We start from the raw sequence: 13398 nt of genomic DNA, 5'->3' as shown, positions 1-13398 counted from the left end.
CCACCGGGCACTGCCTACTCGTCGTGCGAGTGCCGGTAGCGCAGCCCGCCGTCCGTCCCGTCCAGCCGGTAGACGCTGGTCGTCGGCCAGTACTCGCCGTCCTCGGCGACGGGCAGTCGGGCGCGCAGCACCATCCGCAGGGCGGGCGGCGGGGCGGCGGCGGGGACGCGCTTGCGGTGGCCGTCCCAACGGCCGCCGCACAGTTCGAGGTCCAGGACGAGGGGGGTGGTTCCCATCCCGCGATGGTGTCAGCGCCGCATCCCTGCCGGAGGTTTGGAACGGTGCGGCCACTCGCACGAGGGACCCCCGTCAGCCTTGGCTGACGGGGGTCCCGAGCGGCGGGCGTTACGAGCGGGCGTTACGAGCGGGCGCCACGAGCGAGCGCTACGAGCGAGCGCTACGAGCGGGCGCTACGAGCGGGCGCTACGAGCGGGCGCTACGAGCGGGCGCTACGAGCGAGCGCTACGGCCGCCAGGTGTCGTTCAGCGTGACGTTCCCCGAGGCCGGCGCGGTCGCCGTCCGGTTGGCGCCGGACTCCCAGGTCACCGCCCCGCTCGCGTCCTTGCGCAGGTACTTGTACTGGAAGGAGGTGCCGGCGGGCAGCGAGAGCGCGAGCGACCAGACCGGGTAGCCGGCCGAGGAGAGCGGCAGCGCCTTGGCCGGGTCCCAGCCGCCGAGCGCCGGGGCGTCGCCGGCCACGTACAGGTTCTGCCCGTACGCGGTGGTGGCGTTGACGTTGAAGGAGGCACCGGAGGCGCTCGTGCCGGGCTGGACGTAGAGCGCGACCGCGTCGCCCGCGCCGACCGTCGCGGTGAACTGCCCGTTGGCGCCGACCTGGTACGTCGGCCCGGTGCAGCCGCCGCCGGGCTGCGGGTCGCCGTGCTGGACGTCGCAGTAGGTGCCGGCCGGCAGTCCGGTCTGGAAGGTCTGGGTGATCGCGCTGCTCTCGTGGTTGATCGCGACGTAACCCCGGTTGCCGCGACCGAAGGCGATCGCGTTGTTGCCGTTGGACCACCAGTCGGTCACCCCGGTGCCCGCGACCGCGTTGCGGAAGCCGACCATGTTGGCGATCTGCCGCCAGGCGTGGGTGCAGTTCCAGCCGTCCTGGTAGCAGGCGTTGACGGTGCCGCCGTTGGGCGGGCCGTCGTCGGTGCCGGTGAAGGAGTAGCCGGAGTAGACGTTGGGCGAGCCGTAGGTCGAGGCCAGCAGGAAGACGTTGGCCAGGGTGTAGGTGTTGCCGTAGGTGGCGTTGAGGGTGGAGCCGTTGCGCTCGGTGTCCCAGTTGTCGATGAAGCTGCGCGCCTGGTTGCTCGGCAGGTAGCCCCAGGAGGCGCCCCAGTTGCTGAGGCTGGCGAGCTTGTCGCTGGTGAAGACGCGCTTGAGGTCGGTGCCGACCCGGAACTCGTCGACGTCGCCGTTGCCGGTGTACTCGGACGGCTGGATCGGCTCGCCGGCGCCGTAGATGACCTCCTGCACCCAGTAGGCGTTGGGGTTGGCCGTCTTGGCCTTGATGGCGGCGAGTTCGGTGGCGGCGATGTGCTTGGCGGCGTCGATCCGGTAGCCGTCGACGCCGAGTGAGCCGAGGTCGTCCAGGTAGTGGGCGATGGTGGTCTGGACGTAGCTGCTGCCGGTGTCGAGGTCGGCGAGGTTGACCAGTTCGCAGGTCTGCACGTTGGTGCGGTCCTGGTAGTTGCTGATCGGCTGGCGGCAGGTGTGGAAGTCCTGGTCCTGGTACGTGCCGGGGTAGTTGTACTTGCTGTAGACGGTGCCGCCGGTGCCGGTGCCGGAGCCGGCCGTCATGTGGTTGACCACCGCGTCGGCGATCACCTTGACGCCGGCCGCGTGGCAGGTGTCGACCATGTTCTTGAAGGAGGTGCGGTCGCCGAGCCGTCCGGCGATCCGGTAGCTGACCGGCTGGTACGAGGTCCACCACTGCGGGCCCTGGATGTGTTCCTGGGGCGGCGAGACCTCGACGAAGCCGTAGCCCTTCGGGCCGAGGGTGGTGGTGCAGGCCTGGGCGACGGAGTCGAAGCGCCACTCGAAGAGGGTGGCGGTGACGTCCTTGCCGTTGTTCGCGGGTGGGGAGGCCTGGGCGGCCGGGGCGCCGAGGGCGGTGCCGAGTGACAGCGCGAGGGCCGCCGAGGCGGCGAGCGCGCCGGCCGTGCGGGCGGGCCGGCGGGTGGGGGTGGTGACCACGTCGTCTCCTGGGGGGTGGCTGGGGTGGGGGCAGCCGGGGGTGAAGCCTGCAGGAAGTTTCTGTAACTTGCCGGAAACTTGCAGCGCTGAACCTAGGGCGACGCGGAAGGGCCGTCAAGGTCCCTGGAGATACGTTTCTGCATCGACGGACGACCACCGGCGACACGACCAGTGAACCGGCGCACGACAGGCGTACGACAGGCGCACGACACGCGTACGACAAGGGCCCGGCAGCCGTAGCCGCCGGGCCCTCACCTGTCCTGGTTCACCGGCCCCTCAGGAGCCGGTGCGACCTCAGCCGGTCTGGACGGAGGTGTCGTCGATCACGAAGCTGGTCTGCAGCGAGGAGTCCTCGGTGCCGGTGAACTTCACGGTGACCGTCTGGCCCGCGTAGGCCGAGAGGTCGAAGGTGCGCTGCTGGTAGCCGGCGGCGGCGTCCACGTTGGAGTAGGTCTTCAGCGTGGTGCCGTTCACCGACACGGCCAGCTTGTCGTACGCCGTCGAGCCCGACTCCGCGGTGTCGATGTGCAGCCAGAAGCTCAGCGTCGCCTTGCAGCCCGCCGGGATGGTCACCGTCTGGGACAGCGTGTCGGTGTGGGTGCTGCCGTAGCCGTCCAGGTACGCCTTCCAGCTGCCACCGTGCGCCGGCTGCGAGGAACCGTTGTCGATCACACCGGAACTGGCCGTCCACGGCGCCGCCGAACCGGTCTCGAAGCCCGCGTTGCCGAGCAGCTGCGCCGGGGTGCAGGACCCGCCGCCGCCACCGGTGACCGTCCAGGTGAAGCTGGTCGTGCCGGACTTGCCGGCCGAGTCCTTCACCGTGACCGTCACGTTGGAGCTGCCCGCGGCGGTCGGGGAGCCGGTGATCACGCCGGTGCCGGCGTTGATCGCCAGGCCGGCCGGCAGCCCGCTGGCCGAGTAGGACAGCGGGGCCGTCCCGCCCGAGGCCTTGATCTGCAGGTTGACCGAACCGCCCACCGCGGTGGACTGGTTGCCCGGGCTGGTGACGCTGACCCCGCCCGGGTTGGGCAGCGAGCCGACGTTGACGGCGGCCCAGGCGGTGGCGACCGCGTTGTACTCGGCGCTGTTGGCGCCGTACAGGTCGGTGGCCGCGCTCAGGGTCGCGGTGCGGGCCGCGGCGTAGTCGGTGGTGGAGGTCATGTAGGCGGTCAGCGCCTTGTACCAGACCTGCAGCGCCTTGTCCCGGCCGATGCCGGAGACGGTGATGTTGTTGACCGTCGGGCTGTTGTAGTTGAAGCCGTTGATGGTCTTCGCACCGCTGCCCTCGGACAGCAGGTAGAAGAAGTGGTTGGCCACGCCGGACGAGTAGTGGACGTCCAGGTTGCCGACACCCGAGTACCAGGAGTCGGCCGAGGTGCCGTCCTTGGAGGGCTTGTCCATGTAGCGCAGCGGCGTGCCGTTGCCGTTGATGTCGATCAGCTCGCCGATCAGGTAGTTCGGCGGGTTGGCGGGCAGGTTGGCGTAGAACTCGACGCCGGTGCCCATGATGTCGGAGGTCGCCTCGTTGAGGCCGCCGGACTCACCCGAGTAGTTCAGGTTGGCGGTGGCCGAGGTGACGCCGTGGCTCATCTCGTGGCCGGAGACGTCGAGTTCGGTGAGCGGGTGGGTGTCGCCGCTGCCGTCGCCGTACGTCATGCAGAAGCAGCTGTCGTCCCAGAAGGCGTTGACGTAGCCGGTGTCGTAGTGCACCCGGCTCATCGCGCCGACGCCGTCGTTCTTGATGCCGTTGCGGCCGAAGTTGTTCTTGTAGAAGTCCCAGGTGACGGCCGCGCCGTACTGGGCGTCGACGGCCGCCGACTCACGGTTGCTGGCCTGGCCGTTGCCCCAGGTGTCGGAGGACTTGGAGAACAGCGTGCCGTTGCCGGAGGTGCCGTTCTTCATGTCGGTGGTGTACTGGCCGCCGCGGGTGGCGTCCTTGAGCGAGTAGGTGGAGCCGCTCTGGGTGGTGGTCAGCGGGACGGTGCCGACGAAGACGCCGGTGCCGCTGCCGCGCTTGATGCCGTCGGCCCTGCTGAGCACGGTGCCGGTCTTGGCGTCGGTGACGACGTGCAGCTTGCTCGGGGTGCCGTCCGACTCGCGGCCGTTGACCACCGTCTCCCAGGCGAGCTTCGGGGTGCCGTCGGCGGCCCAGACGACCAGCCGGGGCGCGCCGTCGACGGTGCCCTGCTCGGCGGCGAGGGCGGCCTCCTGGGCCTTCGGCGCGGCCAGCGCGGGGGTGGTGTCCACGCCGGCGAGGTTGGCCTCGCTGGCCTTGGTCACGCTCTTGGTGGCGCCGGCGGCGTCCTGGTGGACGATCAGGTCACCACCGAGGACGGGGAGTCCGGCGTAGGTGCGCTCGTAGCGCAGGTGGCGACCACCGTTGGCGTCCTGGACGACGTCCTTGGTGACCAGCTGCTCCTTGCCGCTCAGGCCGAGCGCCTGGGCCAGGGAGGTGGTCTGCTGGTTCGCCGAGGCGATCAGCGCGGCCCGGCTCGCCTGCTGGCTGGCGACGGCGGTCGGCGCGTCCGGGGCGGCCTGTGCCATCACCGGTATGCCGGTGACCAGCAGCGCCGTGGTGGCGGCCATGACGACTGCCGCCTTCCGGACGTGAGCGTGACGTGACATGCGGACTCCTTTTCCGACCGGCGCGGGTGCGCGCACGGTGGAGAGAACCTGGGCCGCGGGGTTGCGGCGCAGTGGGGGCCCCCGTCGGGTGCGACGGGGGTGCGATGGCAGTGCTCACGAGTCGTGCGGGGTTTCTCTGCAGGTTGGGACGCGCTGCACCTGAACTGGAGCTGCTGCACCGGGGGGTGGGGCCCCCTCGTCTGCAGCCGGAGGAATCGTGGCAGCAAACGCGCCGTTAATGACAGATGCATGCCACCGATTGGCCGATTATTTACCGAAACCGTATGCACGACGTTCCGTCAGTTGTGTTACGTCATGACGAAGTCTTGAACACGGTTTTCATGCCCCCGGAAAAGTTCGATCACCACCGGAGGTGACTGACCAGCACTCAGGCCCGCCACCCGCCCCGCCGGGGCACGGCCGGCACCGGACCGGACCGGCACGTCACAGTTCCGGCCGTGCCACCACCGGATTCCGGCCATACTCCGCCCGGAACGGAACCGGGCCCCGCACCGCCCGAACGGCGATGCGGGGCCCGGGAGTCGGGGCCGACGGAATCAGCCCTGCACGAACACCGCCACGGTACGACCCGGCACGGTGAAGGTGCCGGTCGCGGCGTCGAAGCCGGACTGCTTCACCACCCCGTCCACCCCGCCCGCCTGGACGGGGTGCAGCGCCTGGCTCGTCCCCTTCAGGGCCGCCACGGTCTGTTCCTGCGCGGTGGGCGTGGCGTTGAACACCACGGTGACGCCCTTCTGGGCCCCCGCCAGCCCGGTGCCGTCCAGGTGCAGGGTGATCACCCCGGGCGTCTCACCGGGCGTGCCGGAGAGCGGGTACGACAGCCGCTGCTGGACGTCGGCCAGGGTCGGCAGCGAGAACAGCGGCGAGGACTGCTTGATCCGCAGGAAGTCCTGGAACTGCGCGCTGGTCGCCCGGATGTCGGCCGCGCCGACGGTCAGCCGCGGGTCGGCCAGCAGGGACTTGGCGGCCGGCCAGAGCTCCTGGTTGTCCTTCGCCATCGGCAGGCCGCGGCCCCAGCCGTTGCCGTCCGACGCCCCTGTCGACGGGTCGGGCCAGTGGATCGCGTTGAACCAGTCCCCCGAGTCGTAGGAGTTGGAGTCCAGCGACTTGGAGCGCAGCAGGTCGCTGCCGGCCTGGGCGAAGCCCGCACCCTGGGTGAGCGCGGTCAGCGACAGCCCGAGCGCCTGCATCCGGCCCCGGTCGGCGGGCGAGGTTCCGGTCGGCAGCTTGTACGCGAGCGCGTCGAACAGATCGGTGTTGTCGTGGGCGTCCACGTACTCCACCGCCTCGCCCGGCTTGGCCGCGTACCCGGTCGGGGCGCCGTTGTAGTCGACCTGGGCGCCGGTGACGGCCTTCCCCGCGCTGTCGGTGAAGGAGTACCCGGCCAGGTTGCCGGTCAGTCCGACCTTCAGCTGGTCCATCTGGTGCAGCAGCCGGGCCTTCTGCTCCGCCGGACTGCCGTTCGCGGCCGAGCCATTGGGGTCGGTGTACAGGCCGGAGGCGAAGCCCTGCTGGGGCGCGGAGCTCAGCATGAAGTTGCCACCGCGGGCGGCGTCGCGGATCCGGTCGTCGAAGGTGGCGATGCCGGTGCCGGCCATGGTGGCCTGGGTGGCCTGCTCGAACCGGGCGTTGTTCGCGACGGTGCCGAAGTTCCAGCCCTCGCCGTAGAGGAAGACGTTCTTGCCGTCCACGCCGTCGGATTCGGGCGTCATCTTCCGCAGTGCGGCCTGCACGTCCATCATGGTGGACTTCGGGTCCAGGCCCATCAGGTCGAAGCGGAAGCCGTCGACCTGGTACTCCCGGGCCCACAGCGTCACCGAGTCGACCACCAGCCGGTTCATCATGGCGTGTTCGGGCGCGGTGTCGGCGCAGCAGCTGTCCGTGGTCACCTTGCCGTCGGCGTCCAGCCGCTGGTAGTAGCCGGGCACCACCTTGTCCAGGACGGAGTGCTCGGCCTGGCCGGCGGCCGCGGTGTGGTTGTAGACCACGTCCAGCACCACCCGCAGCCCGGCGGCGTGCATCGCCTGAACCATCTGCCGAAACTGCACGGTACGGGCCGTGCCGTTCGGGTCGGTCGCGTACGAGCCCTCCGGCACGTTGTAGTGCAGCGGGTCGTAGCCCCAGTTGTAGGCGTCGTCGGCGGCGACGGCCGCCACGCACTCCTGTTGCTTCGGGCCGTCCGGGGGAAGGGACTTGAGGTCGCAGGCGGGCAGCTTCTGGTCCGCCCGGTTCTCGTGGACGGTGGCGATGTCGAAGGTCGGCAGCAGGTGGACGGTGGTCACGCCGGCCTTGGCGAGGTCCCGCAGGTGCTGCATCCCGGCCGAGTTCGACTCGGTGAAGGCCAGGTAGGTGCCGCGCTCGGCGGCCGGGACGCTGGTGTCCTCCACCGAGAAGTCCCGGACGTGGAGTTCCTGGATCTGCTGCTGCGCGGGCGGGACGGCCTTCGGGCGGGCCTGGTCGTCCCAGCCCGCCGGCTTGAGCTCCTTGGCGTCGAGGTCGGCGACCAGGCTGCGCTTGGAGTCGGTGGACAGCGCGACCGAATACGGGTCGGTGACGGTGTTGACCACCAGCTGCTGCACCGAGGGCGCCCAGACCTTCACCTGGTACAGGTAGTACGCGCCGTCCAACTCCTTCCTGTCCCGGACGACTTCCCACACGCCGGTCTCGTCGTCCAGCTTCATCGGCAGCGTCCTCGGGTTGCCCCCGGTGGCGCTGTCGAAGACCTGGACGGACACCTGCTGGGCGGTCGGTGCCCAGAGCGAGAGCGCGACCTTGCCGTCGTAGTACGCCGGGCCGAAGTCCACCTTTCCGGTCCGGCGGGCGTACAAGTCGTCCAGCACGCCCGGGGTCTGGACTCCGGTGCCGGCCGACACCGCGCCGCTGGGCAGGTGTTCGGTGAACAGCAGCTGGCCGCGCAGCGCGGCCGGGACGCGGGCGGTGTCCCGGGCGTCCACGGTGAAGGCCCGGTATCCGGCCAGATGGGGGTACTTGGCCTTCTGGGCGTCGGTGAGCCCGCCCGCGACGGGGGTGAGCCGGATCCACCGGCCCGGCTTGGTCAGCACGCCCTTGTCGGCGCGGATGCCGCCCTCCGGGTCGTAGACCAGCTGGGCGCTGGTGCCGCCGGCCAGGGCGGCGTCACCCGCGCCGTAGCCGGCGGGGACGACGACGGTCTTCGCGTCGATCCACTGGGCCTTGGCGCTGCCGAGGTCCAACTGCGAGGAGGCGGCGGGGTTCTGCGGCAGCAGGTAGCCCTCGCGGCCGCCGAGGATCCACACCTCCTTGCCGTTGACGGCGAAGTCCAGCGACTGGTCGGCGGGCAGGTCCTTGTCGTTGCCGTGGTGGAGGATGTAGCTGAGGCTGGTCGCCCCGGGGGCGAGCGGCACCTCGAAGACGGCGCCGAAGGCGTCGCGGCGCACCGGCGTCAGCGGCTTGCCCCAGTCGGTGGGGGTGGCGGCGCCGGTCCAGTCGTGCAGGCCCCAGCCGTCGTAATCACCGTCGGCCCGGTTGTAGTGGATGACGGCCGTGTCGGCGGGCTGGCTGTTCGCCGGGCCGGGGTCGGCCGTACGGACGGTGGCGTCGCCCTGCTTCAGCCAGACCTCGCCGGTGGCGCCGACGTCGACGTGGCGGTCGGCGTCCACATCCTTGACGCCGTTCTTCTCCACGATGAAGCCGACGTCCGAGGCGCCGGGCTTGAGCCGCACGTACGCGAAGGCGCCGTACGCGTCCCGCCCGGTGAAGGCGTGCCCGGCGGGCCACTGGGTGCCCTCGCCGTCGGCGAGGTCGCCCCAGGCGTAGAGGTTCCAGCCGTCGTAGTCGCCGTCCGGACGGTTGTAGTGGACGACGGCGTACGGGCGGGCGCCGGCGGTGGGCACCGGCTTGGGCGCGGGGGTGCCGGTGGTGAAGCTCGCGGTGGCGGAGCGCAGGTGGCCGCTGGAGTCCTGGACGACGGCCTTGTAGCGCACCACCGTGCCGGGGGCGACGGCGCTCAGGTCCTGGGTCACCGCGAAGAGTCGTTGGCCGTCGGAGCCGGACGTGCCGGTGTCGGCCGTGCCCAGCGTCTGCCAGGGCCCGTTGCCGGTCTGGGCGGCGAAGCTCACCCGGTTGAAGCCGCCGTCCGTCCTGGCGCCGATGGTGACCGGCCCGGTGGACCCGTCCGCGGGCGGCCGCACCGACAGCTGCGGCGCGGCGGCCACCGGGGCGAGCCGGGCCCCGGCCTTGAACACCACGGAGGACAGCGCCGGCACGGTCACCGTGACCTTGCGGTCGGCGCCGCTGGTGATCCGCGCGCCCGTCGACGGGTAGACGGAGTCGAAGCCCATGCCCGCAGAGAAGGTGTCCAGGGTGGCGGTCTTCGCCTCGGTGGCGTTGTTGACCGCGACCAGGTACTCGACCTGCTGCCCGGCGTCGATCCGGGAGAAGGCGTACACGCCCGCGCCGTCGGCGGCGTAGCGCTCGATCTGCGCGCCGTCGGCCAGCGCCGGGTTGTCGCGGCGCAGCTTGGCCAGGCCGGCGATGCCCTGGTAGAGCTCGCCGCCCTGCCCGTAGCGGTCGGCGGGGCCGGAGGGGCCGCCGAGCACCCGGTCGCCGTTGTACGAGGCCGTCCTGGAGGCGAACATGTCCTGCCGGGCGTCCTTGTCGCCGCCCGCGCCGGTGAAGCCCTGCTCGTCGCCGTAGTAGACGACGGGCTGGCCTCGGGTGAGGAACTGCAGCTCGTTGCCGAGCCGGTCCTTCTTCAGCAGGGTGGCGTCGTCGGCGCCCGGGTTGTCGGCGAGCAGGAAGGAGCCGAAGCGGCCCATGTCGTGGTTGCCGAGGAAGGTCGGCAGCTCGTAGGCGTCGGTGTCGGCGCTGGTGTAGCGGTAGTCCTGGCCGTAGACGTCGGCGAGGTTCCTGGCCGAGCCGCCCTGGGAGACGTAGGAGCGGGCCGCGCCCTGGAACGGGAAGTCCAGGGTGGCCTGGAGCTTGCCCTTGGTGACGTAGGGCGAGGTGACGGCCGGGTCCCCGGAGTAGACCTCGCCGAACATGAAGAACCGCTTGTTGCCCTGCTTGGCGGCGAAGTCCTTGAGCGCGGGCGCCCACTGCTGCCAGAACGCCATGTCGACGTGCTTGACGGTGTCGATCCGGAAGCCGTCCACCCCGGTGTCCTTGACCCACTGCTGGTAGACCTGTTCGAAGCCCTGGACCACCCGGGGGTTCTGGGTGTCGAGGTCGTCCAGGCCGTTGAAGTCGCCCTCGGTGGCGGACTCGCCGACGAAGGTGGAGTCGCCCCGGTTGTGGTAGAGCGCCGGGTCGTTGAGCCAGGACGGGCTCTTGGCCTTGGCGTCGGCCGGGGTGCGGAAGACCGGGGTGTAGGGGAAGGAGTCCTTGGTGATCTTCGGCCAGGGGGCTCGGGCGTCGGCGATCGCGGTCTCGTCGACCGGGTTGCCGTCCACGTCGAGGGTCGGGTAGGCGCCGGTGGAGCGGTAGCCGTGCTGCTGCTCGGCGTCGTCGATGACGTCGGCGGTGTGGTTGGTGATGACGTCGAAGAAGACCTTGATGCCGCGCGCGTGCGCCTTGGCTATCAGCTCCTTGAGCTGCTCGTTGGTGCCGAAGTGCGGGTCGACCTGGGTGAAGTCGGTGATCCAGTAGCCGTGGTAGCCGGCCGAGGCGTCGGCCCCGCTGCCCTGCACCGGCTCGTTCTTGAAGATCGGGGCCATCCAGATCGCGGTGGTGCCGAGGTTCTGGATGTAGTCGAGCTTCTGGATCAGGCCGGCCAGGTCGCCGCCGTGGTAGAAGCCCTTGTCGCTCGGGTCGAAGCCGTTGTCCAGCCGTCCGCCGGTGATGCCGCCGGTGTCGTTGCCGGTGTCGCCGTTGGCGAAGCGGTCGGGCAGGACGAAGTAGTACTGCTCGCGGGTGAGGTCGTGCCGCCCGGCGGTGGCCGCCAGTGCGGCGTCCGAGGGCGGGGCCGGCGGGGCGGCGGCGAGGGCCGCGGGGGCGCCGCCGAGGGTGGCGGCGGTCAGCGCGGCGGCCAGCAGGGCGGCCGTGCGGCCGGGTCTGCGTCGAATACGGCTCCGTCGGGGTCGGAGCGCGGCATCGGTCACTGAGGGGCTCCCTTAGGGGAAGGGGCGATCGATTTCCCAGGAAGCTAGCGGCCTGCAATATGTTTCAGCAAGATGCAGAAAGGGTTTCGTGCCGGGAAAATCCAGGTCGACGGCCCTCCCGGCCACCCCGGTTACGTCCCAACGGCGGACAGCGTGACAATGGGACGTATGTCCGTCCCACCGGTAAGCACCAGACTCGATCGCACCCCCTACCCCGGTGGGATCCGCCCCCTACCCCTGGAGGGGGACATCCGGTGAAGAATCCACTTCCAGAGGATGAGCAGACGGCTACGAGCGGTCTGGCAGACTTCTCGTCCATGGGGGAACCGACCGAGATCCAGCGAGGCGACGCCGGGCGCGCCGACGCGGCCCACGGTGGCGGTTCCGAGGCAGCCAGGGCCACTTCGGCCCGGCAGTCCGAAGGAGCCACCCGTGCCGCCCAGTCCCGCACCGCCGCCCTGCGCAACCGCATCCGGAACCAGCGCCGCTCACCGGCCCGGCCGCGGATCTGGATCGAACTCGCGCTGATCGGCATCAGCTACTGGATCTACTCGATCGTCCGCAACGCCGTCCCCGAGCAGGAGGCGGTGGCGCAGCGGAACGCGCGCTGGATCTGGGAGTTGGAGCAGCACCTCGGCATCGCCGTCGAGCGCTCGATCAACCACGCCATGGACAGCGTCGGGTGGCTCATCACGGGGATGAACTACTACTACGCGACGCTGCACTTCATCATCACGATCGGCGTGCTGATCTGGCTCTACCGCTGGCACCCCGGCCGCTACGTCGCGGCCCGCACGGTGCTGTTCGTCACCACCGGGATCGCCCTGGTCGGCTTCTACTTCTTCCCGCTGGCCCCGCCCCGGCTGATGACCGACGGCGGCTTCATCGACACCGTGAAGGCCCACGGCACCTGGGGGTCGTTCGCCTCCGGTCCGGCCGCGCACGTCTCCAACCTCTACGCGGCGATGCCCTCGATGCACATCGGCTGGTCGATGTGGTGCGGCCTGGCGATCTTCTTCCTGGCCCGCCGGACGTGGGTCAGGGCGCTCGGCCTGATGTACCCGCTGGCCACCCTGACGGTCATCATCTCGACCGCCAACCACTTCTGGATGGACGCCGTCGGCGGCGAGATCTGCCTCACGGTCGGCTTCCTGACCGCCCGCTGGCTCTACCACGAGTGGGTGTACAAACTGCCCCAGGTGCCCGCCCGGGAGGCCTCCGAGGCGCCGGTCACCGTCCCCGAGCAGTGGAGCGAGCCGGCCGTCAGCAGCGCCCGCCGCTAGGACCTGGCCGCGACGAGGGGCCCCCACGGGGGCCCCTTTCGCATGGCCGCGCAGGCTCAGCCCGTCCCGTAGAACAACCGGTCCACCACCGCCCGGGCCCGCCGGGTGGTGCGCCGGTAGTCGTCCACCAGCTCCCCGCTGTGCCCGGCGCCGTACCCGAGGTAGCGGGCCACCCCGGCCAGCTCCCGGGCCTCCCCGGGGAAGCTGTCCCCCGGCCGCCCGCGCACCAGCATCACCGCGGAGCGCACCCGGGAGGCCAGCACCCAGGCCGCCTCCAGCACCTCCGCGTCGGCGGGCTCCACCAGCCCGGCCCCGGCGGCGGCCGCCAGCGCGGCCCTGGTCCGGGTGGTGCGCAGGTTCGGCACCTCGTGCCCGTGCTGGAGCTGGAGCAGCTGCACCGTCCACTCCACGTCCGCCAGCCCGCCCCGGCCGATCTTGGTGTGGGTGGTCGGGTCGGCGCCGCGCGGCAGCCGCTCGGCCTCGATCCGCGCCTTGATCCGGCGGATCTCCATCAGGTCCCGCTCCGGCACCCCGGCGCCCGGGTAGCGCAGCGGATCGATCAGCTGCCGGAACCGCGCGCCCAGCTCCTGGTCCCCGGCCACCGGCTCGGCCCGCAGCAGCGCCTGGCTCTCCCACGCGTGCGACCAGCGCCGGTAGTACGCGGCGTACGAGGCCAGGGTGCGCACCAGCGGGCCGCTGCGCCCCTCGGGCCGCAGGTCGGCGTCGACCAGCAGCGGCGGCTCGGTGGAGGGCGCGGCCAGCAGGGTGCGCAGTTCGTTGCAGATCGCCTGGGCGGCCCTGGCCGCCTCCTGCTCCAGCGAGCCGAGCAGCGGCTCATGGACGAAGAGCACGTCCGCGTCCGAACCGTAGCCCAGTTCGTGCCCGCCGAAGCGGCCCATCGCGATCACCGCGATCCGGGTGGGCAGGTCCCCGTTCTCGGCCTCCCAGCCGGCCGTGCAGGCGCGCAGCGCGCCCTGGAGGGTGGCGGCGTTGAGGGCGGTGAGCGCCTCCCCGGCGACATCCAGTGCCTCGGCCGGGTGCTCCCCGAGGCGGCCGAGCACGTCGGCGGCAGCCGTCCGGAACAGCTCCCGGCGGCGCACCGAGCGGGCGGCGGCCACCGCGGCGCCGGTCGAGCCGGCCCGGCCGACGGCGGCCAGTATCTCCGACTGCAGGGCCGCCCGGCCGCGCGGCGCCAG

At 71.2% G+C, this 13398-nt stretch carries 5 protein-coding genes and 1 pseudogene; 1 reads left to right on the top strand and 5 read right to left on the bottom strand.

The window, feature by feature from the left end; genetic code table 11:
- Positions 1 to 14: 14 nt before the first annotated feature.
- From BG452_RS01935 to pulA, 4 genes are all read right to left on the bottom strand, one after another.
- A complete protein-coding gene (locus BG452_RS01935; RefSeq protein ID WP_188302356.1) occupies positions 15 to 236 on the bottom strand; it encodes a hypothetical protein in 222 nt (73 codons plus the stop codon).
- Between the two features lie 226 nt (positions 237 to 462).
- Positions 463 to 2196, bottom strand: a complete 1734-nt coding sequence (locus BG452_RS01930; RefSeq protein WP_188302355.1) for a carbohydrate-binding module family 20 domain-containing protein — start codon at positions 2194 to 2196, stop codon at positions 463 to 465.
- Between the two features lie 294 nt (positions 2197 to 2490).
- Positions 2491 to 4821: a M4 family metallopeptidase gene (locus tag BG452_RS01925; protein ID WP_188302354.1), complete on the bottom strand. Its 2331-nt coding sequence runs from the start codon at positions 4819 to 4821 to the stop codon at positions 2491 to 2493.
- Positions 4822 to 5378: 557 nt separating this feature from the next.
- On the bottom strand, positions 5379 to 10919 hold the full coding sequence (gene pulA, locus BG452_RS01920; RefSeq protein WP_317620860.1) for a pullulanase-type alpha-1,6-glucosidase: 5541 nt from the start codon (positions 10917 to 10919) through the stop codon (positions 5379 to 5381).
- Positions 10920 to 11236: 317 nt separating this feature from the next.
- Between pulA and BG452_RS01915 the strand changes: the two genes are divergently transcribed.
- Positions 11237 to 12202: a phosphatase PAP2 family protein gene (locus BG452_RS01915; protein ID WP_188302353.1), complete on the top strand. Its 966-nt coding sequence runs from the start codon at positions 11237 to 11239 to the stop codon at positions 12200 to 12202.
- A 56-nt stretch (positions 12203 to 12258) separates the two neighbouring features.
- Here BG452_RS01915 and BG452_RS01910 read toward each other — a convergent pair.
- Positions 12259 to 13398 (bottom strand): annotated as a pseudogene (locus BG452_RS01910) (bifunctional glutamine-synthetase adenylyltransferase/deadenyltransferase); the annotation flags it as partial.

The organism is Streptomyces sp. CBMA123, from assembly GCF_014596465.1.
Classification (GTDB): domain Bacteria; phylum Actinomycetota; class Actinomycetes; order Streptomycetales; family Streptomycetaceae; genus Kitasatospora.
This window is presented reverse-complemented; position numbering and strand designations above follow the sequence as displayed.

Excerpts from the sequence above, each read along its gene's own strand:
- BG452_RS01935 (WP_188302356.1), bottom strand. The coding sequence starts at position 236 with ATGGGAACCACCCCCCTCGTCCTGGACCTCGAACTGTGCGGCGGCCGT.
- BG452_RS01925 (WP_188302354.1), bottom strand. The coding sequence starts at position 4,821 with ATGTCACGTCACGCTCACGTCCGGAAGGCGGCAGTCGTCATGGCCGCC.
- BG452_RS01915 (WP_188302353.1), top strand. The coding sequence starts at position 11,237 with ATGGGGGAACCGACCGAGATCCAGCGAGGCGACGCCGGGCGCGCCGAC.